The sequence below is a fragment of the Tautonia plasticadhaerens genome (assembly GCF_007752535.1).
Lineage (GTDB): Bacteria > Planctomycetota > Planctomycetia > Isosphaerales > Isosphaeraceae > Tautonia > Tautonia plasticadhaerens.
Genome location: NZ_CP036426.1, coordinates 4,219,918 through 4,243,525 on the forward strand (window position 1 = coordinate 4,219,918; position 23,608 = coordinate 4,243,525).

General features: G+C 69.9%; 22 protein-coding genes and 2 pseudogenes. 6 read left to right on the forward strand and 18 right to left on the reverse strand.

The features are described 5' to 3' along the window. Nucleotide 1: 1 nt before the first annotated feature. A pseudogene (locus ElP_RS16840) lies at nucleotides 2-1,402 on the forward strand (AAA family ATPase); the annotation flags it as partial. A gap of 608 nt (nucleotides 1,403-2,010) precedes the next feature. Here the strand turns inward: ElP_RS16840 and ElP_RS16845 are convergent. The 5 genes from ElP_RS16845 to ElP_RS16865 form a co-directional block, all read right to left on the reverse strand. Then, a complete protein-coding gene (locus tag ElP_RS16845; protein ID WP_145267375.1) occupies nucleotides 2,011-4,128 on the reverse strand; it encodes a recombinase family protein in 2,118 nt (705 codons plus the stop codon). A 234-nt stretch (nucleotides 4,129-4,362) separates the two neighbouring features. Continuing rightward, nucleotides 4,363-4,608: a dihydrofolate reductase family protein gene (locus tag ElP_RS16850; protein WP_145271225.1), complete on the reverse strand. Its 246-nt coding sequence runs from the start codon at nucleotides 4,606-4,608 to the stop codon at nucleotides 4,363-4,365. A 76-nt stretch (nucleotides 4,609-4,684) separates the two neighbouring features. Further along, a complete protein-coding gene (locus ElP_RS16855) occupies nucleotides 4,685-5,182 on the reverse strand; it encodes a transglutaminase-like domain-containing protein (RefSeq protein ID WP_145271227.1) in 498 nt (165 codons plus the stop codon). A gap of 40 nt (nucleotides 5,183-5,222) precedes the next feature. Then, entirely contained in the window at nucleotides 5,223-5,693 is a 471-nt protein-coding gene (locus ElP_RS16860; RefSeq protein ID WP_145271229.1) for a hypothetical protein, read from the reverse strand. A 105-nt stretch (nucleotides 5,694-5,798) separates the two neighbouring features. Beyond that, nucleotides 5,799-6,803 carry an alpha/beta hydrolase gene (locus tag ElP_RS16865; protein WP_145271231.1) on the reverse strand — a complete coding sequence of 335 codons (1,005 nt, stop codon included), beginning with the start codon at nucleotides 6,801-6,803 and terminating at the stop codon, nucleotides 5,799-5,801. Nucleotides 6,804-7,134: 331 nt separating this feature from the next. Between ElP_RS16865 and ElP_RS16870 the strand changes: the two genes are divergently transcribed. Continuing rightward, a complete protein-coding gene (locus tag ElP_RS16870; RefSeq protein ID WP_145271233.1) occupies nucleotides 7,135-7,386 on the forward strand; it encodes a hypothetical protein in 252 nt (83 codons plus the stop codon). 133 nt (nucleotides 7,387-7,519) lie between these two features. Here ElP_RS16870 and ElP_RS16875 read toward each other — a convergent pair whose 3' ends face one another. From ElP_RS16875 to ElP_RS16915, 10 genes and pseudogenes are all read right to left on the reverse strand, one after another. Continuing rightward, the gene (locus ElP_RS16875; RefSeq protein WP_145271235.1) at nucleotides 7,520-8,647 is read right to left on the reverse strand and encodes an AAA family ATPase; all 1,128 of its coding nucleotides are present in this window, start codon (nucleotides 8,645-8,647) and stop codon (nucleotides 7,520-7,522) included. Then, nucleotides 8,644-8,805, reverse strand: a complete 162-nt coding sequence (locus ElP_RS38205) for a hypothetical protein (RefSeq protein ID WP_197447061.1) — start codon at nucleotides 8,803-8,805, stop codon at nucleotides 8,644-8,646. Before ElP_RS38205 ends, ElP_RS16875 begins: the two co-directional genes overlap by 4 nt. A 152-nt stretch (nucleotides 8,806-8,957) precedes the next feature. Continuing rightward, a protein-coding gene (locus ElP_RS41215) for an ISAzo13 family transposase (RefSeq protein ID WP_390834704.1) occupies nucleotides 8,958-10,171 on the reverse strand; the annotation gives its coding sequence in 2 pieces (ribosomal slippage) (nucleotides 8,958-9,694 and nucleotides 9,694-10,171; 1,215 coding nt in all). 34 nt (nucleotides 10,172-10,205) lie between these two features. Continuing rightward, on the reverse strand, nucleotides 10,206-10,685 hold the full coding sequence (locus tag ElP_RS16885) for an RNA ligase family protein (protein ID WP_145271237.1): 480 nt from the start codon (nucleotides 10,683-10,685) through the stop codon (nucleotides 10,206-10,208). Between the two features lie 183 nt (nucleotides 10,686-10,868). Continuing rightward, nucleotides 10,869-11,204: a hypothetical protein gene (locus ElP_RS16890; RefSeq protein WP_145271238.1), complete on the reverse strand. Its 336-nt coding sequence runs from the start codon at nucleotides 11,202-11,204 to the stop codon at nucleotides 10,869-10,871. A 57-nt stretch (nucleotides 11,205-11,261) separates the two neighbouring features. Then, on the reverse strand, nucleotides 11,262-11,684 hold the full coding sequence (locus ElP_RS16895; protein WP_145271240.1) for a GNAT family N-acetyltransferase: 423 nt from the start codon (nucleotides 11,682-11,684) through the stop codon (nucleotides 11,262-11,264). A 19-nt stretch (nucleotides 11,685-11,703) separates the two neighbouring features. Then, nucleotides 11,704-14,310: pseudogene (locus ElP_RS16900) on the reverse strand (polynucleotide kinase-phosphatase). Then, nucleotides 14,307-15,386 (reverse strand): hypothetical protein, encoded by a 1,080-nt coding sequence (locus ElP_RS16905; protein WP_145271242.1) that lies wholly within the window; start codon nucleotides 15,384-15,386, stop codon nucleotides 14,307-14,309. Before ElP_RS16905 ends, ElP_RS16900 begins: the two are co-directional and overlap by 4 nt. Before the next feature lie 37 nt (nucleotides 15,387-15,423). Beyond that, nucleotides 15,424-16,839, reverse strand: coding sequence for a 3' terminal RNA ribose 2'-O-methyltransferase Hen1 (locus ElP_RS16910; RefSeq protein ID WP_145271244.1), 1,416 nt, complete (start codon nucleotides 16,837-16,839; stop codon nucleotides 15,424-15,426). A 1-nt stretch (nucleotide 16,840) separates the two neighbouring features. Next, nucleotides 16,841-17,281: a hypothetical protein gene (locus ElP_RS16915; protein WP_145271246.1), complete on the reverse strand. Its 441-nt coding sequence runs from the start codon at nucleotides 17,279-17,281 to the stop codon at nucleotides 16,841-16,843. A gap of 575 nt (nucleotides 17,282-17,856) precedes the next feature. Between ElP_RS16915 and ElP_RS16920 the strand changes: the two genes are divergently transcribed. The 4 genes from ElP_RS16920 (at nucleotide 17,857) to mddA (ending at nucleotide 20,605) form a co-directional block, all read left to right on the forward strand. Continuing rightward, entirely contained in the window at nucleotides 17,857-18,795 is a 939-nt protein-coding gene (locus ElP_RS16920) for a LysR family transcriptional regulator (RefSeq protein WP_145271248.1), read from the forward strand. A gap of 151 nt (nucleotides 18,796-18,946) precedes the next feature. Then, on the forward strand, nucleotides 18,947-19,108 hold the full coding sequence (locus ElP_RS16925; RefSeq protein ID WP_145271250.1) for a disulfide bond formation protein B: 162 nt from the start codon (nucleotides 18,947-18,949) through the stop codon (nucleotides 19,106-19,108). Between the two features lie 139 nt (nucleotides 19,109-19,247). Continuing rightward, nucleotides 19,248-19,868, forward strand: coding sequence for a class I SAM-dependent methyltransferase (locus tag ElP_RS16930; RefSeq protein ID WP_145271252.1), 621 nt, complete (start codon nucleotides 19,248-19,250; stop codon nucleotides 19,866-19,868). After that, nucleotides 19,865-20,605: a methanethiol S-methyltransferase gene (mddA, locus tag ElP_RS16935; protein WP_145271254.1), complete on the forward strand. Its 741-nt coding sequence runs from the start codon at nucleotides 19,865-19,867 to the stop codon at nucleotides 20,603-20,605. The genes ElP_RS16930 and mddA overlap by 4 nt, the downstream gene beginning before the upstream one ends. Nucleotides 20,606-20,712: 107 nt before the next feature. Here mddA and ElP_RS16940 read toward each other — a convergent pair whose 3' ends face one another. From ElP_RS16940 to ElP_RS16950, 3 genes are all read right to left on the reverse strand, one after another. Then, a complete protein-coding gene (locus tag ElP_RS16940) occupies nucleotides 20,713-21,576 on the reverse strand; it encodes a metallophosphoesterase family protein (RefSeq protein ID WP_145271256.1) in 864 nt (287 codons plus the stop codon). Between the two features lie 205 nt (nucleotides 21,577-21,781). Further along, nucleotides 21,782-22,330 (reverse strand): HNH endonuclease, encoded by a 549-nt coding sequence (locus ElP_RS16945; RefSeq protein WP_145271258.1) that lies wholly within the window; start codon nucleotides 22,328-22,330, stop codon nucleotides 21,782-21,784. A gap of 52 nt (nucleotides 22,331-22,382) precedes the next feature. Further along, nucleotides 22,383-23,396 carry a bile acid:sodium symporter family protein gene (locus ElP_RS16950; protein WP_197447062.1) on the reverse strand — a complete coding sequence of 338 codons (1,014 nt, stop codon included), beginning with the start codon at nucleotides 23,394-23,396 and terminating at the stop codon, nucleotides 22,383-22,385. Between the last annotated feature and the right edge of the window lie 212 nt (nucleotides 23,397-23,608).

Here is a 23,608-nt window from a genome sequence, read left to right on the forward strand (position 1 = left end):
CATGACGCTCGGCGAGCGCCTGTCGGAGTACGTCCGTGCTGCATTCAGCGGCATCTGGGTCCAGTCCAATGAACACGACGACGCCATGCTGGAGATCGCTCAAGTCGCCCGGGAGAACGACTGGACGCTGGTCTCGTGGGATATCGACCGGGGTCTGAGCATCAACGGGCAGGTCGCCAATTCGGAGATCACGCCCGCCGTTGCCGACCCGCTGTCGGCGGTCAAGGTGCTGAACTCCCTGGGTAGTCCGGGCGGTACGACCCTCTTGGTCCTCCGCAACTTCCACCGCTTCCTGGGCAGCGCCGAGATCGTCCAGGCCCTCGACTCGTCGATCAGCCGGGGCAAGCAGGCCGGTAAGGTCGTGGTTGTCCTTTCCCCCGTGGTCCAGATTCCGGTCGAACTGGAACGCCTCTTCGTCGTCCTGGAGCACGACCTGCCGGGCAGGGATCAACTCGAAACCATCGCCCGGGGGATCGCCACGGAGCCGGGGGAACTGCCGGAGGGCGACGACCTGGGCTTGGTCCTCGATGCGGCGTCGGGGCTGACGAGAGTCGAGGCTGAGAACGCTTTCTCGCTATCGCTGGTACGCCATGGCCAGATTACCCCGGAGACCCTCTGGGAGTTGAAGTCCGGCATGCTCAAGAAGTCCGGCCTGCTGACCCTTCACCGGGGCGGCGAGACCTTCGACGACCTGGGCGGCCTGGAGGCACTCAAGGCATTCACGAAGAAGGCCCTGACCGGCGGTCGCCGTGGCACGGGGGTACGCCCCCGAGGTGTCTTACTGCTGGGCGTGCCGGGCACGGGGAAGTCGGCTTTTGCGAAGGCGTTGGGGAATGAGACCGGGCGTCCGACCCTGGTCATGGATGTCGGGGCTCTGATGGGTTCGCTGGTGGGTCAAACCGAAGCCAACATCCGCCAGGCGTTGCGGATCGCCGATGCCATGGCCCCCTCGATCCTCTTCATCGACGAGATCGAGAAGGCTCTGGCGGGGGTACAGTCCAGCGGCCAGACCGACAGCGGAGTCGGTGCCCGGCTGTTCGGAACCCTGTTGTCCTGGTTGAACGACCATGAATCCGATGTCTTCGTGGTCGCCACTTCCAACGACATCTCCAAGTTGCCCCCAGAGTTCAGTCGGGCCGAGCGCTGGGACGGGACGTTCTTCATCGACCTTCCCGGCCAGATGGAACGGCTCGGCATCTGGGACCTTTACATCAACAAGTTCGGCATCAACCCCGACCAGTCGTGTCCGATGGACGAAGGCTGGACGGGAGCGGAAATACGGTCGGCGTGCCGGCTGTCGGCCCTCCTGGACGTACCCCTGGTCGAGGCGGCCCGGAACGTCGTGCCCGTCTCCGTGACGGCAATCGAGTCGGTGGAACGGCTGCGAAACTGGGCCAGCGGGATGCAAGACCACCCGGAGATCGTCCGGGATATCCTGCCCCCGGACATCTACGAGCGGATGCTTGCCGGGGAGTTCCGGCACCCACGAGCGGGCAGCAACCAACTCTGGCAAGTCGTCTCGGTCTACGCCCTGATGGGCCGGCTGGGCGGCTCTCACGGCTATAGCGTCGTGAGCCTCTGGCCCCGGAGCCTCTCGGGGGTCCGGTACGCCGGGGGCGAGTTGGGCGCCACGTCGTTCTTCCGGCCCCGGGGCGAAATCCCGGAGATGCTCCGGGCCTTGATGGGCCAGGGCGAGGCCGTCCACTTCGGGAGCGATCCGCCCCGGGTGGACGGGTCCTGGGTGGTCACCATGAGGGACGAGATGGAGCCGACCACGGTCGGGGACATCGTTGACGGCTGGGGGGAACGGGTCTCGGCTTCGAAAGCCGACGGCGTCGGGTAGTTCAACCTCCCAGAGTCGTCGAGAAACGAACGAGGCCAGCCGGGTCGGTCCGGCTGGCCTCCGGGGTCGAATCAACGGCGGGCGCCCCACCTCGATGTTCCAGCCATAATGCCCTCCAAGAGCGCGATGGGGCGGCCCGGCTCGCCCTGAGCCGGGCCGCCCTCACTCTACCGTCCCGGGCGCGGCCTCGGTCTGGTCAGTTCGGCAAGCCGCCCCTTGTTCGCCCACGTCCGCGGCAGCCGGCGGAGCTCGCGCAGCCGCCGCAGCTCGGACCCGTCGGCCCAGATCACGTGGTGGCCCTGGGCGTCGCGATGCGCCGTCAACCACCCGACCCGCACCCATCGCCGCACCGTGTCTCGCGACACCCCCAGCCGACGCGCCAGCGACGACGGCCGGTATTCGTCGCGGCCGAGGCCGGCCGGGCTGCCGAAGGGCGTGCGGGCCAGCCCCAGGTGCCAGAGCAGCCGTTGCACCATCCCCCGCGTGAACCGCTCGGCCCGCTTCGGGGGACGGAACCCCTCGACGTTGAGCCGCTCGGCCATCGCCGCCGGGCTGAGCCGCTCGGCGCGCCATCCCCGCAGTCGCTCGACCAGTCGGGGGTAGTCGGCCAGGAGGTCGTACCGCTTCACCGGCCGGGACATGGCGTGCGACTCGGTCATGCCGCCGGACCAGTGGAGCGTCACATCGACCCGCTCGCTCGCCTTGTCCACGGTGACGGACACGTGGTCAATCAGGAGTCGGGCGATCCGCTGCCGCTCGGCGGGCGTCGTCGTCGTCGCCTGCCACACCGCCGGCAAGTCGCCGGCCAGCGACCGGATCGTCCGCTCGTCGTCCGGTGAGAGCCGACCGGGGGCCGACCCCCGCCACCGCTCGTGCTCGTCCTCGAGGCGCCGCTGCGCCCTCAACGCCTCCTCCCAGCGCCGCTCCAACTCGCGGCCGACCAGGCGATTCTCCGGCTCGCAGGCCTGGTACTGCCGGGCCGCGCGGTCGGCCTCGCAGCCGGCGCGTTCGAGGCGGAGCCGCCAGTGCCGGGCCAGCTCGGACCGCTCGCGCTCGACCTCGGCCACCGCCGCCAAGCTCGCCTCCAGCGCCGCCGGCTCCACCGCCGCCAGGACCCGGCCGGCGACCAGCCCGTCGAGCGCCGGCCCGGAGAGGCTCTGGCAGATCGGCTCGGCGTGGTCGGCCGCCCCGCGGGCACAGGTGTAGCTGTACCGGCCCGTCGCCCCCGAGTACCGCACGAGCATCCGCCGGCCGCACCGCCCGCACCGCAGGAGTCCGGCCAGCAGCGAGGCCCCCTGCCGCGGCGCGCCGGGGCGGTCCCGGCGGGCCCGGTTGGCCTCCAGCCGCTCCTGGTTGTCACAGAACCGCTCCCAGGTGATGTAGGCCGGCAGCCGGTCGCGGATCAGCACCAGGCACTCCTCCGGGCGGCGGACCAGCTTGCCGGTGTCGGGCCGCCCGGGCCGCTTGCGCCGCGGGTCGACCTCCCGGTGGCCGAACCGGTAGGCACCGGCGTAGGCCGGGTGGTGCAGGACGTTCGACAGCGTCGGGCGGTTCGGCCGCCGCCACTCCAACCCGCCGCGGTTGGGGCCGTGGCGGGGTCGGATCGGGATGCGGACCCCGTGGTGGACCAGGTAGCGGAGCAGGCCGTGCAGGGTACCCTCGCGGTCGAACCGGTCGAAGATCAGCCGCACGGTCGCCTGGACCTGCTCGTCGGGGTCGATCGCCCACTCGCCCGAGGCGAGGCGTACGTAGCCCAGCGGCGGGGAGCCCATCGGCTCGCCCCGGCGGGCCTTGTTGAGCCGGCCCTGGCACATCCGCTCCTTGATGACATGAAGTTCTGCCTCGTTCAACATGCCGTGCAGGCCCAGCAGGAGCCTGTCGTTGTGGTCGGCCGGGTCGTAGACGGCGTCGGCGTCGGCCAGGAGCACGCGGAAGCGGGCGCAGAGCTCGAGCAGCTGGTGCCAGTCGCGGTTGGACCGGGCCAGCCGGCTCATCTCCAGGCCGAGGATCAGCCCGACGTTGTCGAGCGCCACCTCGGCCAGCAGCCGCTGGAACCCGGGCCGGCCCTCGATCGACTGGCCGCTCTTGCCCAGGTCGTCGTCGATCGTGGTGACGCGGTCCCGTGGCCACCCGAGGGCGACGGCGCGGTCGGCCAGGGCGTACTGCCGGTCGGTGGACTCGCGGTGGTCGAGCACCTGCTGGGGTGTGGATTGGCGGACGTAGACGAAGGCCGCCCGGTCGAGATGCCAGGGCCGGAGCTTGGGCGAGCGGGTTGCGTCACTCATGGCCGGCCTCCTCGCTTCGGGTGGCCGCCAGGAGCCTGGCGAGGAGTTGGCCGAGCAGGTCGCGGAGCTGTCGCTGCCGGTCGGCCGGCAGGCGGGCCCAGATCGTCGGTGCGACCGTCGGCGGTGGGCAGGGCGCCGTCGTCAGGCGCGGGGGGGAGCGTTGTGACGGGGGGCGACGGACATGCGATGTCTCCCGATGCCGAGGTCAGGTGATGTCGGCACCACGCCGCCAGCTCAAGCAGCGCGGCGGCGCTGATCGTAACCGCCGCCGGGGGTGCTGCACCACCGGTCGCTTGAGGTGCAGTCTGCTTGGCACGTCTCGTAGGTCTTGCGGCCCATCAGCACGGCGTCGAACGAGTCGAGCGACTCCCGGAACTCGGCGACCAGTTCGTCGTCCCAGGCGAAGCCGCCGAAGGAGCCGTCCTCGTGGGCGATGAAGCCGTCGAGTGTCGAGGCCACGTAGTAGACGAGCCGTCTCACGGGCGCCCTCCCCGGATCGGAGGTCCATCTGGGCGTCCCACAGGGCCGGCGAGGGCGGCATTGTGGCGGCGGTCGATCATGGGCCTACCTCCGGCCCCGATTCCGCATTCGTCGACGGGGCGTCCAGGTCCTCGAACGTGATGCGTCGCTCGATCTCCCCGTGGGGCACGCCGTCGACCTCGGCATACGGATCGACGAAGAAGTTCAGCGGCGGCCCCTGCTGCGGGGGCTCCAGCGTCAGGTGCCGGCCCCGGCTGAACTCCAGCCGGTCCTCGTCGTGGTGCCCGAAGAAGTAGTCCTTGCGGGCCGGCTCCTTGGCCGCCTCGCTGGCGTCCACCGGCACCCAGCCCCGCCCCCCGACATACATCTCGGCCCAGCAGTGGTAGCCGGCGACCTCGCCCGCGCCCCGCTCCCCCGGCAGCGGCAGGCCGATGGCGAAGCGGGCGGGGATGCCGACGGACCTGGCCATGCCGATCAGCAGGGCGTGGAAGTCGGTGCAGTTGCCCCGCCGCACGTCGCAGGCATACAGCGCATCGCCCCGGCCCCAGCCGGTGTCGCTCTTGTCGTAGGTCATCGTGCCGACGACCGCCTCGTAGATGGCCCTGGCCCGCTGCTCATCCCCCTCCAGGCCCAGGGGTCGCCTCCTCGGCGAGGCGGCGGATCGGGCCGTCCAGCGGCTCCGGGGCCAGGTAACGCCGCAACTCCCCCGGGCTCAGGGGCTCCCGTCGACCTGCGTTCTCCCGGCGGGTGGCGACGATCGTCATCGTGACGGTGACCTCGCCCTGCGGCCGGTCGAGTCGGACGTGGAGGGACCGGTTGCCGGAGCCCGGCTCCCTCCCGAGGGTCACGGGGGCCGGGGCGTCGATCGTCAGGCGGTGGATCGTCTGGTTGGCGTCGTCCTGCGGGACGGGGAGCCAGAGGTCCAGGGCCTCGCTGTCCTCGGGGATGTCCCGGACGGTCGCCCGATAGGTCAATGCGAAGGTCCGTTGGCGTGGGGGCTCGTCGGCGGCCCGGCCCGCCTGCGGCAGGGCGAGGAGCAGGATCGCCGGCAGCGCTGCGAGTCGAATCGGTCGTGGTCGGCCCATGGACGCACCCTCGGGTATGGTTCCGGACGCCCCCATGGTGCTCCGGGCGAGGGCTCGGTTCAATGCCCCCGGGGCCGAGGGGTCGCCCTCCCCCGACCCGCCTGACTACGGCCGCTCGTCGGTGTCCGTCCCTGCACTCGCCGACTCCTCGGCCTCCTTCGGCACCAGCGGCCCCCGCACCGCCGGGTCGTCCTCCCTCGGGTGGTCCCGCCACAGCCAGCGCAGCATCTCGGGCATGATCGCCCCGCCGTGCTTGTTGGAGTGCGTGCCGATCCCCCACACGTAGCTCACGTCGTAGCCCTTCTCCTCCAGCGCCTCGGCCATCTTGAGGTTCTGGGCGAACCAGTCCCACTGCGGGTCGTAGCGGCCCCCACGCCGGACGCCCCGGTTGTCGTTCATCCCGTCCTGGAGGAAGATGCGGATCGGCCTGGGCTCGGCCTCTCGGACCAGATCGGGGTAGACGTGGCCGCCCATGATGTTGACGTAGCTGCCGATCGTGCTGATGACCTTGCGGAACTGGTCGGGCCGGTGCCAGGCCACGGTGAACGCGCAGATCGCCCCCGAACTGGCCCCGGAGATGGCGCGGCATTCCGGGTCGTCGGAGATGGCGTAGTCCCGCTTGAGGGCCGGGAGCAACTCCTCGACGATGAGCCGGGAGTAGGTGTCGTCCAGGGCGTTGTACTCGACCCGGCGGTTGGTGGTCCGGTCGCCCCAGTCGGCGTCGGTGGCCTCCGGCTGGTCGGCCGTGTGGCCGGGGTTGATGAAGACGCCGAGGGTGACCGGCATCTCCCGGCGGTAGATGAGGTTGTCGAAGACGGTGGGGATGCGGTAATTGCCCTCCGGGCCGAGGAAGGCGTGGCCGTCCTGGAAGACCATCAGGCAGGCGGGCTCGTCGGGGTCGTACTGGGCCGGGACGTAGACCCAGTAGTGGCGGGTGGTGCCCGGGTAGACCTCGCTGGCCAGCGTGAGCGGGCCGACGACCTCGCCCCGGGGCACCCCGTCGTGCGGCTCGGAGTCGGAGCCGAGCCTGTAGGCGTCGTCGGGGGACTGGGCGAGGGCGGCCCCGGCGATCAGGGAGAGGGCGAGCGAGCAGGCGACGGCGATCTTCATGGCGCGTCCCCGTGGGAGGGCGATCGACCCCGGCATCCGGGACAGGTCGGCCCCGTCCCTTGCGGCCCCCGAGGATAGCGGGCGCCGTCTCCAGCGGCAACGACCGGCGGGCCGGGCGCGGGCCATCGGGGTCTGGTCCAGTCCTATCGACATAATCCTGAGAGTTCGACCTTCGCCCTCGTCGGGAGCCGAAGTCCAATCATCGCCCCTCCGACTGACCTTCGGAGACGACCAGCGATCGACGACCTCAATGCGGCCCGCAGGGCGACGAACTATACGCTTGACAATCAGTGGTCGCGCGCCCATGATCCGGCTCCAGGAGGGCCGGATCATGCACGTCGAAGTCGAGTCTCGGATCGTCGGGACGTTCCTGGGCTATGCCCCGGGGGCGGTCCATCGGCTGGACGACGGCAGCGAGTGGGAGCAGGTCGGCAACGTCAGGGAGTACGTCTACCGGGAGCGACCGGCATGCCGCATCCTCCGGGACCAGGACCGGCTATTCCTCGACGTGGAAGGGACCAGCGGGATCGCCGAGGTGCGACAGTTTGTCGGGAAGTGTTGGTCGGGCTCGGGGGCGTATTGAGGCGACACCTCCGGAATACATGGGCCTCACTGGGAAGAAGGTCGCACAACGATTGCTGGAACAGGTCCATCGGCATCCTCCTCTGGGTCGCCTCCGCTATCGACCATCGCACACCACGGAGGACGATGATCCATCATGGACCTTCGGGCTGGCCGTCGGAGACGATCAGCCGGTGGCATTCGGCCATCGTCGGCGGCTCGTACCGCCCCGCAAGCCGCCGGATTACCTGCTCGGGCACCGGTCGCTCCCGACGCCGGTTCCGGTCGAGGATCGCCGGCAACAGTGGCTCCACGTAGACGACCTCGATACGGGCTCCGTAGCCGGCGAACAAGTCGATCCAGCGGCCTCGGGTCTGGCGCAGCAGATTGGTGGCGTTGAAGGCGAATGACCGGCCCGACCGCAGCAACTCCCGGCAGCGCTCCCGGGCCAATTGGACGACCCCGCCCTGGTCGTCGGCCGGATCGACGCCCAGTTCGCCCCGCAGGTCGTCCAGCGAGACCACCGGCAGATCGGGGCGGTTCGCCGCCAGCCAGGTGTCCTTTCCGGACCCCGGCAGGCCGGACATCATCGTCACCGTGCAGCGATGGTCCTCGAACGGGGCGTAGTGCAGGCTCGGCTCCGACTGCCGGAAGAACAGGAAGCGGGCCTGGTCGTTGGCGAAGGGATAGGGCCGCTCGAAGCAGCCATGCTCCTCGGCGACCATCCGCCAGAGGTGTAAGTTATCCTCGGGTCGCCCCATCTCGGCGGTCGACCGGCCCCGGGTGTTGGCGAGGGAGAACAGGTAGAGCAGCCGGTTGCCGGCGAGCCAGGACATCGTGGCGACCTCGTGCTCCGGCCGCTCCCGTTCGAGCAGGAAGGCCGGGCGGCCGTGGAAGCGGACCAGGCGGCAGACCACCTCCCGGGTCGACAGGCCGCAGCCCAGGTCCCGCAGCGCCGAGCGGGCCAGGTGCTCCCCCTTGATGGCGTGCCTGGGCGAGGTGACCCGCCCGGTCTGCGGATCGACCTGCGAGGTCAGCGGCTTGCCCGCATCGTGAAACAGGGCCGTGAGCACCAGGACCGTCCGCTCGTGGACGGTGAGCGACTCCCAGTCCTCAAGTCGGGGCAGTTGATCGCAGACCATCTGCGTATGGGCCCACACGTCCCCCTCGGCGTGCCAGCCGGCGTCCTGCATGCAGCCGGCCATCGCCCGTGCCCAGGGCTGCTCGACGGCCCACGCCAGGATGCCGTCGATCCCGGCGTTCGAGAGCGTTTCCCAGTTCATGACCAGATGTCCGCATCGTCTGCCAGCAGGTTCAACGTCATGGCCTGGTACTGCCAGTGGGCGCTCCGCTTCACCTTCTCCACGAACTCGGGCCGCACGAACTTCGCCCGCCCGGTGACGACGCCTTTGGCTTCCGTCCGCAGGTAGAGCCCCTCCATCCGGTCGTCGGTATGCCCCGTGGTCAGGTCCTCGAACCTGCTGTCGAAGCAGGACGGGCCGATCAGGGCCTCAAGCCGGTCCCTCGATAGCGATCCGTGATGGACGACGGGGACCGTGGGGATGCCGGTTCCTTCAAGGCACCAGAAAGAAGCTACGTCTTCCGTGGCCTGCCTCGCTTACGAGGGATCTTCACGAACCACTTCTCAAGCGACGGCAGGCGGATCACCTCGGCCTCCAACGCCTCCATCTCCTCGGGCTTCAGCCTGACCCCCTTGGCGTAGGTCGTCTCCACCAGGCTGACCACCGGGTGCTTCCGCTTCCAGGTCATCGATCGGGCGAATCCCAACACCGCCTCCACCGAGTCCAGCAGCGACCCGTTCCAGTGCATCTCCAGCACGCCCCAGCACCGCTCGATCGGGTTGTACTTGCTGTGGTACGGCGGGTAGTACGCCAACTGCACCACCAGGCGATACTTGCGGGCGAAGGCCACGATCCGCTTGAGGAACTGGCTCCGCCGGCTGTGGTTCTCCGGGCCGTTGTCCAGGTTGATCACCAGCGTCTTGACCCGCAGGAACCGCAGGCGGACGCCCTCCCACCATTGCTCCAGGCGATCGGCGATGAAGTCGCTGGTGACCTTCGACCGGGCCATGTACAGCCACAGGTCGTCGTGCTCGGGCAGGAAGATGCCGAAGGGGGTCAGCGTCGCCACGGGCTTGAAGTCGTGATCCGCCGCCTTCGTGCCGGTCCGGCTCCGGCCCCGCCGTGAGAAGGGGCCGACATGCACCGTCGCCTTGGCGTCGATCGAGAGCCGCAGGGTGCCCCTGGCCCGATCCGCCTCGGGGTTGACCGCCTTCAGTTGATCGAAGATGGCATCGGTCTGCGGGACTCTTTTTGGGGGCGGCACTTGGCCACCCTGGAGAGGCGATAGCCCAGCAGGTTCAGCTTGGTGTTGATGGTCTGCTGGGTGGGCAACTCCTCGTCGGTGTAGCCCTTCGTGGCGATCAACTGGCGTCGGACCTCGGCGGCACTGATCCGGGTGAAGAGCCCCTTGGTCTGGAACTTGGGGTCGGCCTGGCTCTGCCCGTCGGCGATGCTGCGGATGTCATCGAGGAGTCGGGGCAAGTGCTCCTCGGCGGGCTTGCGACGGCGGGCCGAGAAGGCGTCCACGCAGGTCATGCCCGAGCGGAGTTCGTGCGTGCCCTTGCGGATGGTCTCCCGGCACCAGCCGAGATGCTCCTGGGCCCAGCGTTGTCCACCCCGCCCCATCGCTGCGACGGTCTTGGCCATGAAGACTCGCTTCGGACTGCCCTTGAGGGCCTTGGCGGCATCGATGAGGACGGGGATCATCTCGGGGCTGGGCCGCATCTGCGTATCTCCTTGATCTCCTGGTGCGAAGGTCTCAGGATACGGAAGAGTTTTGTCCTTTCAATCCCCCAAGCAGGGCCAGCCGCCGCCGGAGGTCCAGGAAGGCCCGCTTCCGCTTGTCGTAGAGGTCGAACTCGAAGAAGTAGTGCGGGAGCCGGCGGTAGTGGATCGAGTGCCGGGCGTAGACCCACTCGCCGAAGAGGATGTATCCGTCCCCCAGCCGGTCCTCCAGGATGTGCCGCTTGACGGCCGCCCACTGCTTGAACAGGTCGTACTGCGGGTGCATCCCCTCGGTGATCAGGTGCCCCCGGCACTGGAGGGCCATCCGGCCGTCCGACGTGAAGTGGAGGCCGACGTTGGTCCCGTCCAGCTTCTCCTCGACGATCAGGGAGGCGTCAGTGAGGAGTCGGATGGATTCGGCCTCGCCGAGGTGCTTGTCGTCGTCGGTCCCGGTGGAGCCGAAGAGGTGGGGCGTCCTCGGGTACTTGACGAACTCGTCATGCGAGAGCCCCATGACTGGACCCCTCAAATGTTCGCCCCACGGGGCGGTCGCTCGGGCGAACCCCCTCGGCGGGGATCGTATCCCCCCTCATCACGCAACCTCGACCGGATTTGGCAGACACACCTGCGGCTCGCCGGGTTCGAGGCCCCACCTTGAGAGTCCCCTGGTCTCCGGACGGAAGCCCAGCCCCCGCCATCACCACGCCCGGGTCGGCAGCCCCTCGGCCGCCGCCCGGAACCGCTCGTCCCAGGCCCACCAGTCGGCCTCCGGCAGGACGCCGTAGACCCGCAAGCCCGGCGGCTCCACCGAGGCCCGCAGGAAGGGCGGGACATCCTCGTCGTCGCCGAACCACCAGGGCACATCCCGGTGGCGCACCGCCCCCGGCAGCCCCTCGTAGATGCCGGAGAGCCGCCGCCAGTGCCCGTCGTCGAAGCGGCCCCAGTCCAGGCCGTAGACCCGTTCGACCTCGACGAGGCAGCAGAGCCCGTCGAGCGGCGTGGCCTCCAGGTTGTCGTAAAACGGGACCGTCATGCTCGGACTCCCTGGGATCGGTGCCGGTTCGCCCCATCCCAGGGGGAACGGCCCTGGTCAGGGTGACGGCCCGGCCTGGGGGATGCGGGGGATCACCCAGCAGGAGTCGTGCGGGGCCATCCCGATGCGGAGATAGTACGAGCGGGCCAGCGGCGCCGCCAGCAGGACCAGCGTGGTCCCCGTGCCCGCCGCCTCGTGCGTCCGGCGGATCAGTTCCCAGCCGATGCCTCGCCGCTGGAAGGCCACGTCCACCGCCAGGTCGGACAGGTAGGTGCAATAGCTGAAGTCGGTGATCGCCCGGGAGACGCCGACCAGGAGGCCATCGCCCCGGGCAGCGACGATCACGTCGGCGTTGCGGAGCATGCACCGGATCGTCTCGGGCTCGCTAACGGGCCGGCGCTCGGCGAGCGTGGAGCGGGCCAGCACGTCGAGGAACTCCTCGGCCCCCAAATCCGGCTCAAGGGCATACCTCACGTCCATGGCTTCGCTCCGGCCTCACTCAGAGCCTCGGGTCCACCGGCTCGCTCTCCAGGGCCAGGACGCCGAAGACGCACTCGTGGACCCGCCGCAGCGGCTCACCCCGCACGAACCGCTCCAGCCCCTCGACCCCGAGGGCGAACTCCCCCAGCGCCAGCGACCGCTTCCGGCCCAATCCCCGGGACCGCAGCCGCCCCAGGTTCGCCTCGTCCGTGTACTCGGGCCCGTAGATGATCCGCAGGTATTCCCGCCCCCGGCACTTCACCGCCGGCTGCGACAGGCCCCGCCGACCCCGGTGGACGAAGGACAGCGGCTTGACGACCATCCCCTCGCCGCCCCGGGCCGTCATCTCGGACCACCAGGCGACCCCCGCCTCCTGGCTGGCCGGGTCGGTCACGTCCACGACCTTGTACGAGGTCGCCAGCAGCAGTCCCGGGTCGGCCCGGCAGACCTCGGCCAGCGTCTCCATGTGCCAGAGGTGGTCCCTGTCCGTGTGGACCCGCCCCTCGGTGGCCAGCAGGTGGAACGGGGCCAGCTACAGGTCGGCCAGCGACTCCACCGACCAGCAATACTGGCGGTAGGCGGCGACGAATCGGGCGACATCCCCCTCCCGGCGGCGGTACGACGCCTCGGACGACCGGACCTTCTCCCGCTCCTCGCCCTCCAGCCGCCCGGCGGCTTGCTCAAGGGCGGCCACGGCCCGGGGCAGCGAGGCCGAGCCCGCCGCCCCCACCGCCGCATACTGGGTCCGGAGGAGTTCCTGGGCCTTGGCCGACCACGGCATCAGTTCGCAGTCCAGGCAGGCCCAACTCGTCTCCAGTTTGCCCCAGAGGTCGGCGGCGGTCAGGGCCTCCCTCACCCGGTCGAGGAACCGCCGCTCCAGGTTGAGATCGTTGAAGAACCGCCTGCCGGTGCGGGTGGTGACGATGCCCAGTTCGCCCGTCGTGACGCCGAACCGCTCCCTGGCCGCATCCTCGTCCCGGCAGGCGACGACGACGGCCCTGGAGCCCATGTGCTTCTGCTCGCAGACGACCTGCGGCGCCCCCTCGCTGCGGTAGTAGGCGAACGCCTCGGCCGGGTGCTCCAGGAGCCCCGGCTCCCGGCTGGTCTCGCACGGCGACATGGTGGGCGGCAGGTAGATCAGCCAGCGGGGGTCGGCGGCGAACCGGCTCATCACCTCCAGGGCCGCCGTGGCGTTCTCCTCCCGGATGGTGACGTTGCCCCCCAGCCGGGTCGGGACGATCCGCTTGCCCAGCACGTCCTCGGCGTCGAGCACCTCGTCGTGGGCCTGCTGCGCCGTCAACGCCGGGGCCTGCACGTCCTCGGGGAGGAAGGGCCGGGACGGCTCGCAATAGGTGCGGGCGGCGGGGACCGAGACGAACTCCTCCTCGGGATAGCGGAGGGCGGTGAGCTTGCCGCCGAAGACGCAGCCGGTGTCGATGTTGACCGTGCGGTTGAGCCACTGCGGCTCCGGGACCGGCGTGTGGCCGTAGACCACCATCGCCCGGCCCCGGTACTCCGAGGCCCAGTCGAAGCGGACCGGCAGGCCGAATTCGTCGGTCTCTCCCGTCGTCTCCCCGTAGAGGGCGAAGTCACGCACCTTGCCGGAGCCCCGGCCCTGCATCTCCTCCTTCATCCCGGCGTGGGCGACGACGAGGTTGCCGTCGTCGAGGACGTAGTGGCTGACCAGCCCGTCGAGGAAGTCGGCGAGTTGCTCGCAGAACGGGCCACGGACCTCCTCGGGCAGGGCCTCGATCTCGGCCAGCGTGTCGGCCAGCCCGTGGGTGACCTGGACGTTCTTGCCCCGCAGCTTGCGGACCAGCTTCAGGTCGTGGTTGCCGGGGACGCAGAGGGCCGAGCCCTGCCGGACCATGGCGCGGACGATCCGCACCGTGTCGAGGACCCGGGGGCCACGGTCCACCAGGTCGCCCAGGAAGACCGCCTTGCGGCCCTCCGGATGGGCGTAGACAGGGCCGCTGTCCAGGGACAGGCCACCGGGGATGGCCGCCACGGGCTCGTATCCCATCGCCTTGAGCAGGGCCTCAAGCTCGTCGCCGCAGCCGTGGACATCGCCGATGAGGTCGAACGGCCCGTGCTCGTCCCGCCGGTCGTTCCAGAGGGGCACCCGCTCGACCGTGACGGCGTCCACCTCCTCGGGCGTCTCCAGTACGTAGACGTGCCGGAAGCCCTCCTTGCGGAGCCCCCGCAGCGACCGCCGCAACTGGGACTTCTGGTTGCGGACGACGTGCGGGCCGAAGTCCCGGTCGGGGCGCCCCCGGTTGCGCTCCTGGCAGACCTTCTCCGGCAGGTCCAGCACGATGGCCACGGGCAGGCAGTGGTATTGCCGGGCCAGTTCGACCAGCGGCCTGCGGGCCTCGGGCTGGACGTTGGTGGCGTCGATGACCGTCAGCTTGCCGAGGGCCAGGCGCTTGCCGGCGACGTAGCGGAGGACCTCGAACGCTTCCTTGGTGACGGACTGGTCGTTCTCGTCGTCGGAGACCATGCCCCGGCAGAAGTCGGACGACAGGACCTCCGTGGGCCGGAAGTGCCTGCGGGCGAACGTGCCCTTGCCCGAGCCGCTGGGGCCGACCAGGACGACGAGGGACAGCTTGGGGATGGTGATTTTCATGTTCGAATAACAAGGTCGAGATATTCAGAGATGCCACTCGGTTTCAAGCAGCCGTTCGAGAGCCTGATCCGGCTCGGTCGCCCGTTCGAGGGCACGTCGGAACAGGGACGTGACGAGCCCGCCGTCATGCAAGTGATTGCCCCGGACCGTTCCCGATTGACCTTTCCGGTGGAAGAACACCATGGCGTTCTTCTCATAGTGGCCCTCATCCGACCCTGTTGTGGTGAAGGTTGCGAGAGGGCCGGGAACTCGAAGGTCCCAGCCGGTGCCTCGGCGCTCTCGTCGGTCTGCCATTCCAGGTATCGGATGCGTGCCGAGCCGTCCGACCGGATGTCGAGGCTCCAGTGCCGGTCCATTCTCAGGGCGATCTCGTGGACCGGCCCCTGGTTCTCCGTGAGGAACCGGATGCCCCCCTCGTGGTTGGCGGCGAGGGGCTTGCCATCGCCGAAGAGGTTGGCGACCAGCACGCCCCTCCAGAGGTAATAGTCCTGGACGGCCCCGCCGACGTAGAGGCCGTTGGTCCAGACGGGGACCGCCGCATCCCGTTCCGAGGCGAACCGGGCGCCCAGGCCCTCGTCGCTCAGGTAGAGGCGGGACCCGAAGGTGAGTTCCTGCATCACGAAGGTCACGAGGAACCGGGACAGGGACTCGCAGACGACCCGCTCCCCGGTGAAGTCGTTGCCATGTTCGTCGAACTGGTTCCCGTAGCACCAGACCGGGGGGTCGTCCCCCTCGGGCAGTGTCCGGCAGTCCCACACCCCCTGGTTCTCCTGGAGGAAGACGATCTTCCTGTCTTCCGTCCTCTTCAGCCTGTGGAGCGCCATCAGGCTGTCCTGGTGCGAGAGCGCCGGGACGGTGTACTGGATCGACCCTCGATGATCCCGATGCGGCCATCGCCCGGCGAACTCGTAGAGCCGCTTCAGCGGCATTTGCAAGGAAAATACGCCCAACGCTCGTGCTGATTCTCCGTAATCCGACCGGCGAGGCCCGAGCCAGAACTCGCTGAACTCGCAGAGGGCATCCATCCGGGCGCCGGCGGATCGGGCTTCCTGCAATCTCGGTCGGAACGAGTCCATCTCGATCCCTGCCTCCCACGAGCCGCCGCCCCCGGACTCACTCGCCCCGCTCGAACACCGCCATCTGGGTCGGCGGCCCGACCGCCTCGTCCACCGGCCCGACCGGCAGAAATCGGACGGTGTAGCCGTGGCTCACGGCGACTCGCTCGGCCCAGGCCCGGAATTCCTGCCGGGTCCACTCGAAGCGGTGGTCAGGGTGTCGCAGCCGATCGGCCCCGACGTTCTCCCACCGGACGTTGTACTCCCGGTTCGGCGTCGTCAGCACGACGGTCAGCGGCCGGGCGAACTCGAAGACGGCCCGCTCGAAGGCCGACAGCCGGGGCGGGTCGAGGTGCTCGACCACCTCGACCACTGCGGCGGCGTCGAACCCCTCCAGCCGCCGGTCCCGATAGATCAGCGAACCGTGAATGAGCTTGATGCGGGCCGCCTGCCGCTCGGGCATCCGGTCCAGCCTCAGCCGGTCCCGGGCCGTCTCCAGCGAGCGGATCGGCACGTCCATGCCGACGACCTCCTCGAATTGCCGGTCCTTGAGCAGTTCCCGCAACAGCTTGCCCTCGCCGCAGCCCAAGTCCAGCACCCGCCGGGCTCCACTGGCCCGGATCGCCGCCAGGACCGCCCCGAGCCGCTGGTCGTTGAGGCTCAGGGGCCGCTCCAGGGCGTCCTCGGCCCGGTCGGCGGGCCGCTCCTCACCCTGGGCGTCGGCCTCCGTCGGCTGCTCCTCCTGGACCAGCCGGGCGAGTGCCTGACGGTAGAGGCTGGGGCGGAACTTCAGGTAGCGGCGGGCGATCTCGTCCTTCTCCGGGTGGCTTGCCAGCCAACCGCTCCCCCTGGCCAGCAGTTTCTCAAGCTCGTCCTCGCCGACGAAGTAGTGCTTCTGGCCGTCGAAGACCGGGATCAGGACGTAGAGGTGCGTCAGCAGGTCCGAGAGCGTGGCCTCCCCGGCGATGGTCACGGAGAAGTACGGGCTCTCGCCCCACTCGGGGAACCGCTCGTCGAGCGGGTGCCGCTCGGCCACGACGGCGTAGCCCAGGGGCTCGAAGACGGCCCGGAGGAACCGCTCGCCGCCGCGCACCGGCAGCACGTCGATCCGGGCCTCCAGCGGGATCGGGGTGGACGCCAAGTCGGGCCGGTCCTTGCACCGGCCCCCGAGGGCCGAGCCGAGGACCTGGGAGATCGCCACGCTGAGGAAGGAGGAGGCGGCGTAGGGGCGGTCGTTGACGTACTGGGCCAGCAGGGCGCCGCCCCCGCCGTCGGTCCCCTTACCCCGGACCAGTCCCACCGGGTCCACGTCGAGCAGCAGGCAGGCGGCGCAGCGGTCGTCGGACGCCTCGGGGTAGAAGACGTGCGCCTCGCCGAAGCTCAGGTCGTAGGACTGGAACCGCCCGGGATGTTTGTGCAGCAGGAAGCCGAGGTCGGTGGCGGGCCGGTGCGTCGCCGTGATCGTCAGCAGCATCCTACGTCCTCGACTCGACCCCGTTCAGATCGTCGGCTTCGATGGGCCGAAGGTCCGGCGGCACCCAGGTCCGGCGGGCCTCCTCCGACATCAGGACGCCCTCGGTGTAATACACCAGGAGATGATCCTTCCCGCCGCACGCCTCCAGCAAGGCCGCCGTCAGGGTCGGAAGCGGCTGTCCACGATCATGCTCGGTGAGGAAGCGGGCAACCACGGCGACCCAGGCCAGGGTGACCGTCTCGTGGTAGCCGGACCCGACGCCGTGCCGGGCGTTGAACGCCTTGATCCCCTCCCTGATCCGCCGGGTCGCATCCTCCCTCGGGTATCGACGAAGATACCAGAGTGCGGCGACCAGGTGTGCCCGGTGGGTCCATCGGGCCCTGGGCAGGGTCAACTCCTCGAAGGAGCGAACCAGGGCCTCGATCTCGGCGTCCGTCTCCATGGCCCGTCTGCCTCCCGGTCTCGCCGCGCATCGAGCACGCCGGCTGGACACCCACCGGGGCGAGCGGGTTCGGCCGACCTCGGCGGCGCGTTGCGGTCGGCGTTGCCAGGGGGCTGAAGGGCTCCAGCTACGGACGATCGACGAGGACAAGAGCCATCGAGATGATGTCGGGCCCCAGGATCGTGACCGAACCGACCGCCTGGAGTCGGTGGCGGCGACCGGGCAGCTTGTCGCCGCCGAGATCGACGACCTCCACCGCTTCGCCGGCCTGCTTGGCGTCCCGACGCCCGGGGACTGGCCCCCGCCGCTCAACGACGCCGACTCGATGGCCTTCACCCCGGGACCGGCGCGCCGAGAGGCCGGATCAGGCGGGCTGGTGGCGCTGGTACCTGCTGCTGCGCCCCGATGCCGGCGGCCCGGCGCTGGTCGGCAACTGACTGATTCTGGCTGACACGGGCCGGCGCGTCCTCAGCCCCCCCTTGGGGCCTTCCACCAGAACCTCGGACGATCCCCGGGTATCATCAAGGACGGCGATCTCCGGCCGGCACCGCTCCTCTCGATGGCCTCCGTGAACAATGGATGAATCCCATCCCCGCCCCGGCTCCGATGAACTCCCGCACCTCGGGACGTTCGCCAGGGTCGCCGAGCGGGGCAGCTTCACCGCCGCCGCGCTCGACCTCGGCATCACCCAGGCGGCCGTCAGCCAGCGGATCGCCCTCCTCGAAAAGGGGCTGCGCGTCTCGCTGTTCGACCGCCGGGCCGGCAGGATCGCCCTGACCGAGGCGGGACACCGGCTCTATGACTACGCCCGCCGTATCCTCGACCTCCACGAGCAGGCCCGCAAGGACATCGGCGGCCTCCATCCGCCCATCTCGGGCGACCTGCCGATCGCCGCAAGCTCGGTCCCCGGCGAATGCTACCTGCCGGCCCTGCTGTCCTCCTTCCGGGAGGCGTATCCCCGGGTCCATGTCCGGGCCTCGGCGGGCGACAGCGGCTCGGTCGTCCGGGATGTCGTGACGGGGCGGGCCACGCTCGGCCTGGTGGGGAAGGAGGCCGGGACGCCCGCCCTCGAATCCCGGCCCATCGGCACCGACCTCCTGGTGCTCATCGTGCCCCCGGGGCACGCCTGGGCCTCCCGGAAGGCGATCTCCCTCAAGGCGCTCGCCATCGAGCCGCTCGTCATCCGGGAGCCGGGATCGGGCTCCCGCTGCGCCCTGGAGGCGGGCCTGGGGCGGGCCGGTGCCTCGCTCGCCGGGATGAACATCGCCCTGGAACTGGGCAGCAACTCGGCCATCCGGGATGCGGTCCGTCGCCGGCTCGGCGTGGCCTTCCTCTCCCGCCCAGCCGTGCAGCCGGAACTCGACTCGGGCGCGTTGCGGGCGGTCGGGGTCCGTGGCCTCGACCTCGCACGCCACCTCTACGTGATCCACCACGGCCGTCGTCCGCTCTCGCCGGCCGCCTCCGTCTTCCTGCACTTCCTCACGGCCCACCCCCTCGATCCCGATCGGCGTTGAGCCCCATTAGCGGGGCTTATGACGCGTCTGCGAGCGATCACGAGAAGTTCGGTGGCCCCGCCCGGCGGGCCTCGTCCATCATGGGCCTCGTCGTGCCGCCCCCTCCCGGGGCGAGCAGTCGGAGCCCCGCCGGCGCCCGGGACGGATCGGGATGAAGTCCAACATCTGGGAGGGGCTCGCCCTCGCAATCGCCGCCTCGATGCTCGTGGGCTCGCTCTACCTGAGCGTCGGGCTGGGCCTCAAGGCATGCCCGCTCTGCCTCTACGAGCGGACGTTCGTCATGGGCGTGCTCGGCGTCGGGCTCGCGTCCTGACTCCCCGCCAAAGTCGGGGGCCTCGGGCTTCCTGGCCCTGCCAGTGGCTACGGCATGCAAGGCGGGGACGGGAAGCATCACAGGGGCATGAAGGACTGGCGGGCTCGATCGCCTCGATCTCCCCTGCTGGACAATCGCCATGACCCGTCAGGGCCGCAAAGGGCATTGGGAGCAGGTCTATTCGACCAGGGGCGAGACGGGCGTTAGCTGGTACCAGAGCGAACCGGCCCTCTCGCTCGATCTCATCCGGTCCGTCGCCCCCGCCGCGCATGGGCGGATCATCGACGTGGGGGGCGGGGCCTCGGTCCTGGTCGATCGGCTCCTCGACCTCGGCTTCGAGACGGTCGCCGTGCTCGACATCTCCAGGACCGCCCTGGAGACGGCGAGAGCGCGGCTGGGGCGCCGCTCGGGGGCCGTCCGTTGGATCGAGGCCGACGTGACCGAGGTCAGGGACATCGGCACCTTCGACATCTGGCATGACCGGGCCGTGTTCCACTTCCTGACCGAGGCGGCGGATCGGGCGAGGTATGCCGAGTTGGCGCGTCGGACGGTCCTCCCAGGGGGGCATCTCATCATCGCCACCTTCGCCGACGACGGCCCGAGGCGGTGCAGCGACCTCGATGTCTGCCGCTACAACCCGGGGTCGCTGGCCTCAGAGTTCGGCAATGGCTTCTCGCTCGTCGGGAGTGCCGGGGAGACGCACACGACCCCCTGGGGCTCCCAGCAGGCGTTCACCTACGGGGTCTTCAGGCGGCAATGAGCAGAATCCTGGCCCTGGCCTACGGCGTGGCGAGCTATCTCGCCTTCCTCGCCTCGTTGCTGTACGCGGTCGGCTTCGTCGGCGACCTCCTCGTCCCGAGGTCGGTCGATGCGGGGAGGCCGAGGAGCCCGATGGGCGTTGCGGTGCCCGTCGATCTCCTGCTGCTCGGCCTCTTCGCCGTCCCGCATAGCGTGATGGCCCGGCCGTGGTTCAAGCGGCGGTGGACCCGCTTCGTCCCGCCGCCGGTCGAGCGGAGCACCTATGTCCTCACGAGCAGCCTGCTGCTGGGCCTCCTCTTCTGGCAATGGCGGCCGATCCCGATCGTCATCTGGCACATCGACAACCCGGTCGGTCGATGGCTGATGGGTGCGATCTTCTGGGCCGGCTGGGCGCTCGTGCTCGTGTCCACCTTCCTGATCGACCACTTCGACCTGTTCGGGCTGCGTCAGGTCTACCTCCACGCCACCGGTCGGCCGTACACCCCGATCGAATTCAAGACGCCCGGCCCCTATCGCTACGTCCGTCACCCGCTCATGACGGGCTTCCTGCTGGCCTTCTGGGCGACCCCGAGGATGACCGCCGGGCACCTGCTGTTCGCCGGGGCAACGACCGTCTACATCCTCATCGCCCTGCGGTTCGAGGAGCGGTATTTGGTCGGGTTCCATGGGGAGCGCTATGAGGCATACCGGGAGCAGGCGGGCATGCTGCTGCCGTCCCTGAAGTCCCGAAAGCAGTAGCGGGTCCCGACGCCGACCTGCTGCGCCGCCGGGCCGGTCTTCTCCGGTCGGATCGACCGCTCACCGGGGACCTGAAGCTGCTGTGAGCGGGTGGGGGGACGGTCCGCTCACCGATGCTCCCAGTTATGCCGGGTGAAGCCCCGCAGCCAGGCGTCATCGAGGTACTTGAACGCCCCGGCCCCATCCTCCAAGGCCAGGAGGCCCACGCTCCTCGACTCGGCACACGACCCCTCCAGCCGCAACTCCAGGCCGCAGAGGTGGTAGACCTCCGTTCCGCCGAAGTCGCCCCCGACCAACCCGCCCCGACCCCCGTAGTGCCCGAAGAAGGCGAACCTGGGCCGGGCCGCCTCGATCACCAGCCCGATCCCCGCGCTCCCGCTGCCGGCCAGCACCGCATCCCGGGGGCTCTCGTAGGTCAGCAGGATGTCGAACGATCGGGCGGCCAGGGCCAGGACGGACTCCTCCCGGATGCGACCGGGCCGGGGCGTCCGGCGGCGGGCGTTGGGGGCCTGGTCGTCGATGCCCCAGAGGGCTCCGACCCGCAGCCCGCCCGGCAGGGCCTCGGTGGCACCGTCCCGGAGGCAGCGGACCCGGTGGTAGGAATCCACGACGAAACTGCCGGCTCCCGGGTCGGCGTCCCGGGCGAGCCCGGCGAGGGCGTCGAAGTCCTCGTGGTTGCCGGCCGTGAACCAGAGCGCCGAGGGCGGCTCCTCCTCGCCGTGGAAGACGGCATCGGCCTCCGGGCTTGAGCCGGTGACCAGTCGGACGCCCAGTTCCATCGGGTCGTCGGCGGCGTGCCGGAGGGTCGCCCTGTCGAGGCGGGTGGGGTCGGGGAAGTAGCCGAGGTCGCCGACCTGCACGAGGCCGTCGATGCGGACGCCGTGCTCCCGCCCCCAGGCCATCGCCAGGCGGAAGGCGGGCAGGACCCGGCCGTGCAGGTCGCCGAAGACGAGGTAGTTCGCGCGGCCCATCGTCGCTGCCCCGGCTCCTTTGGGTCACAAGGGGCTCATCCCGATCGCTTCCACGGCCGAGTGGGTCGGTCCGGACGGACCGGGATTCGAGGGACGACAGCACCGGCGATTCGGAGGCATCCCCGCCACGGATGGACAAGCAGCGATCGAGATGGGTTCGCGTAGCGGGCGGTCGGCGAAGCGTCCTCTCGACGGATCGAGCGAATCAGGCGGGGTTGAGCGGGTCGAAGGTCGGCAGGAGGTGCCTCCAGGCCAATCCCTTGACGATGTAGGAGACCATCTGCTGGCTGACGCCATAGGTCGCTCCGAGTCGGGTCATCGAGGTCCCCTCCTCGTGCCGCCGACGAATCTCCAGGACCTCGGCCTCCTTCAGCTTCGATCGCGCCTCCTCCCCGAACTTCCTCCTGCCGTGGCGCAGGATATCGTCCGAGTTCGCCTGCGGCGTATCCCATCGGAGGTTGGCGACCCGATTATTCCCCGGGTCACCATCATTGTGGCAGCAAACGGTACCGGGCGGTCGGGGTCCGACGAACGATTCCAGGACGAGTTGGTGGACGAGGCGGCGTTTCTTCTGGCCGCCGACATGCAGGTTGACGCCGAGGTAGCCGCACCGATTCTTGATGAGTTTCAGCGGGAGCCACGCATCTCCCATGCCCCCCCGTCGCCCCTGGCGGTTCCAGCAGGATTCGACGACGCCATCCCGGCTGACGCGATACCCCGGGAAACCTTCGATCTGACTGTAGTGATTTTCCATGCCCCTATGTAGGGGGCTACAAGTGATTTTACCTCGCCTTCCTCAAATTCGATCATCTGGGCCGGTTTGCAAGCCCCGTCCCCGGTGTCTCTGCGACCGACGGGGGAACGCTCGGGGATTGTACCGCCCCCTCCGTCGCCGCCACCCGACCGCCCCAGTACGACGCCAGCACCGTCCCGGTCAGCATGCAGCCGAAGGTGTAGAGGGCGCCGGGGATCGCCACGGCGGGCCGGTCCGGGAACAGGCCCAGGGCCAGCGTCGTCCCCAGGCCGGCGTTCTGCATCCCCACCTCCAGCGTCAGGGCCCGCCGCATCGGCGGTGGGAGCCGTAACGCCCGAGACCCCAGGTCCCCGGCCAGGTAGCCCAGCAGGTTCACTCCCAGCAACGCCATCAGCACGGCGGGCTGTGGATGGGCCAGCCGCCCCCGGTTGGCGGCCACGACCACGGCGATGATCCAGAGGATCGCCAGGTTGGCGACCACGGGCCCGACCCGACAGACCAGGCGCCGCCACGAGGCCAGACGCCTGCTGAGCAGGTGGCCCGTCACGACCGGCAGCACGACATAGCCGACGAGTTCGGCGACGGTCCGGCCTACCGGGAAGGCGACCTCGACTTGCCCCAGGGTCAGCCGCATGGCCAGCGGCACGACCAGGGGCGAGAGCAGGGTGGCCGCCGTCGTCAGGCCCACCGAGTAGCTGACGTGGCCCCGCGCCAGCAGGGTCAGGACGTTGGAGGCCATCGCCCCCGGCACGCAGCCGACCAGCAGGATGCCGACGAGCGCGTCCCGGTCCGGGGCCAGCAGCAGGCCGAAGCCGAAGGCCAGCAGGGGCATGGCGGCGTACTGGAGCGCCGTGCCGCCCAGGACGGCGGGCCAGCGGTGGGCGACCTGCCGCACCTCGTCCCGGGGCAGCAGCCAGCCGATGACGAACATGGCGGCGGCGATCAGGGGCCAGAGGTAGGGCTTGCTGGCCAGGAAGGGGTCGAAGCCGGAACCGAAGCGGTCGGGCCAGGCGTAGGCCAGGGCCGAGGAGGCGAGCAGGCCCAGCAGGACGAGACGTGGCGGCATGTTACGGGCGGTCCGGGCCGGGCGGTGGGTCATCCGTCAGGGGCCGGGCGGCGATGGATGTCGGTGGTCGGCTTCGATGATGGCGTGGGCCGTCCTGTCCGGCAACGGCCATCCCCATGCCTACCGCCCGGCCCCTTCGCCTGCCACTCGATACACCCCAGCCATCCAGCCGGATGCGTACCGTATCCGCCTCCAGCCTGCGGACCGGTCGC

Bases quoted from the DNA above. Each gene is read 5' to 3' on its own strand.
- ElP_RS16895 (WP_145271240.1), bottom strand. From the start codon at position 11,684: ATGGACGTGAGGTATGCCCTTGAGCCGGATTTGGGGGCCGAGGAGTTC.
- ElP_RS16915 (WP_145271246.1), bottom strand. From the start codon at position 17,281: ATGGAGACGGACGCCGAGATCGAGGCCCTGGTTCGCTCCTTCGAGGAG.
- ElP_RS16920 (WP_145271248.1), top strand. From the start codon at position 17,857: ATGGATGAATCCCATCCCCGCCCCGGCTCCGATGAACTCCCGCACCTC.
- ElP_RS16845 (WP_145267375.1), bottom strand. From the start codon at position 4,128: ATGAGTGACGCAACCCGCTCGCCCAAGCTCCGGCCCTGGCATCTCGAC.
- ElP_RS16905 (WP_145271242.1), bottom strand. From the start codon at position 15,386: ATGGACTCGTTCCGACCGAGATTGCAGGAAGCCCGATCCGCCGGCGCC.
- ElP_RS38205 (WP_197447061.1), bottom strand. From the start codon at position 8,805: ATGGAGGGGCTCTACCTGCGGACGGAAGCCAAAGGCGTCGTCACCGGG.
- mddA (WP_145271254.1), top strand. From the start codon at position 19,865: ATGAGCAGAATCCTGGCCCTGGCCTACGGCGTGGCGAGCTATCTCGCC.
- ElP_RS16890 (WP_145271238.1), bottom strand. From the start codon at position 11,204: ATGACGGTCCCGTTTTACGACAACCTGGAGGCCACGCCGCTCGACGGG.
- ElP_RS16925 (WP_145271250.1), top strand. From the start codon at position 18,947: ATGAAGTCCAACATCTGGGAGGGGCTCGCCCTCGCAATCGCCGCCTCG.
- ElP_RS16870 (WP_145271233.1), top strand. From the start codon at position 7,135: ATGCACGTCGAAGTCGAGTCTCGGATCGTCGGGACGTTCCTGGGCTAT.
- ElP_RS16945 (WP_145271258.1), bottom strand. From the start codon at position 22,330: ATGGAAAATCACTACAGTCAGATCGAAGGTTTCCCGGGGTATCGCGTC.
- ElP_RS16950 (WP_197447062.1), bottom strand. From the start codon at position 23,396: ATGCCGCCACGTCTCGTCCTGCTGGGCCTGCTCGCCTCCTCGGCCCTG.
- ElP_RS16865 (WP_145271231.1), bottom strand. From the start codon at position 6,803: ATGAAGATCGCCGTCGCCTGCTCGCTCGCCCTCTCCCTGATCGCCGGG.
- ElP_RS16855 (WP_145271227.1), bottom strand. From the start codon at position 5,182: ATGACCTACGACAAGAGCGACACCGGCTGGGGCCGGGGCGATGCGCTG.
- ElP_RS16940 (WP_145271256.1), bottom strand. From the start codon at position 21,576: ATGGGCCGCGCGAACTACCTCGTCTTCGGCGACCTGCACGGCCGGGTC.
- ElP_RS16875 (WP_145271235.1), bottom strand. From the start codon at position 8,647: ATGAACTGGGAAACGCTCTCGAACGCCGGGATCGACGGCATCCTGGCG.
- ElP_RS16930 (WP_145271252.1), top strand. From the start codon at position 19,248: ATGACCCGTCAGGGCCGCAAAGGGCATTGGGAGCAGGTCTATTCGACC.
- ElP_RS16885 (WP_145271237.1), bottom strand. From the start codon at position 10,685: ATGGGGCTCTCGCATGACGAGTTCGTCAAGTACCCGAGGACGCCCCAC.
- ElP_RS16860 (WP_145271229.1), bottom strand. From the start codon at position 5,693: ATGGGCCGACCACGACCGATTCGACTCGCAGCGCTGCCGGCGATCCTG.
- ElP_RS16910 (WP_145271244.1), bottom strand. From the start codon at position 16,839: ATGCTGCTGACGATCACGGCGACGCACCGGCCCGCCACCGACCTCGGC.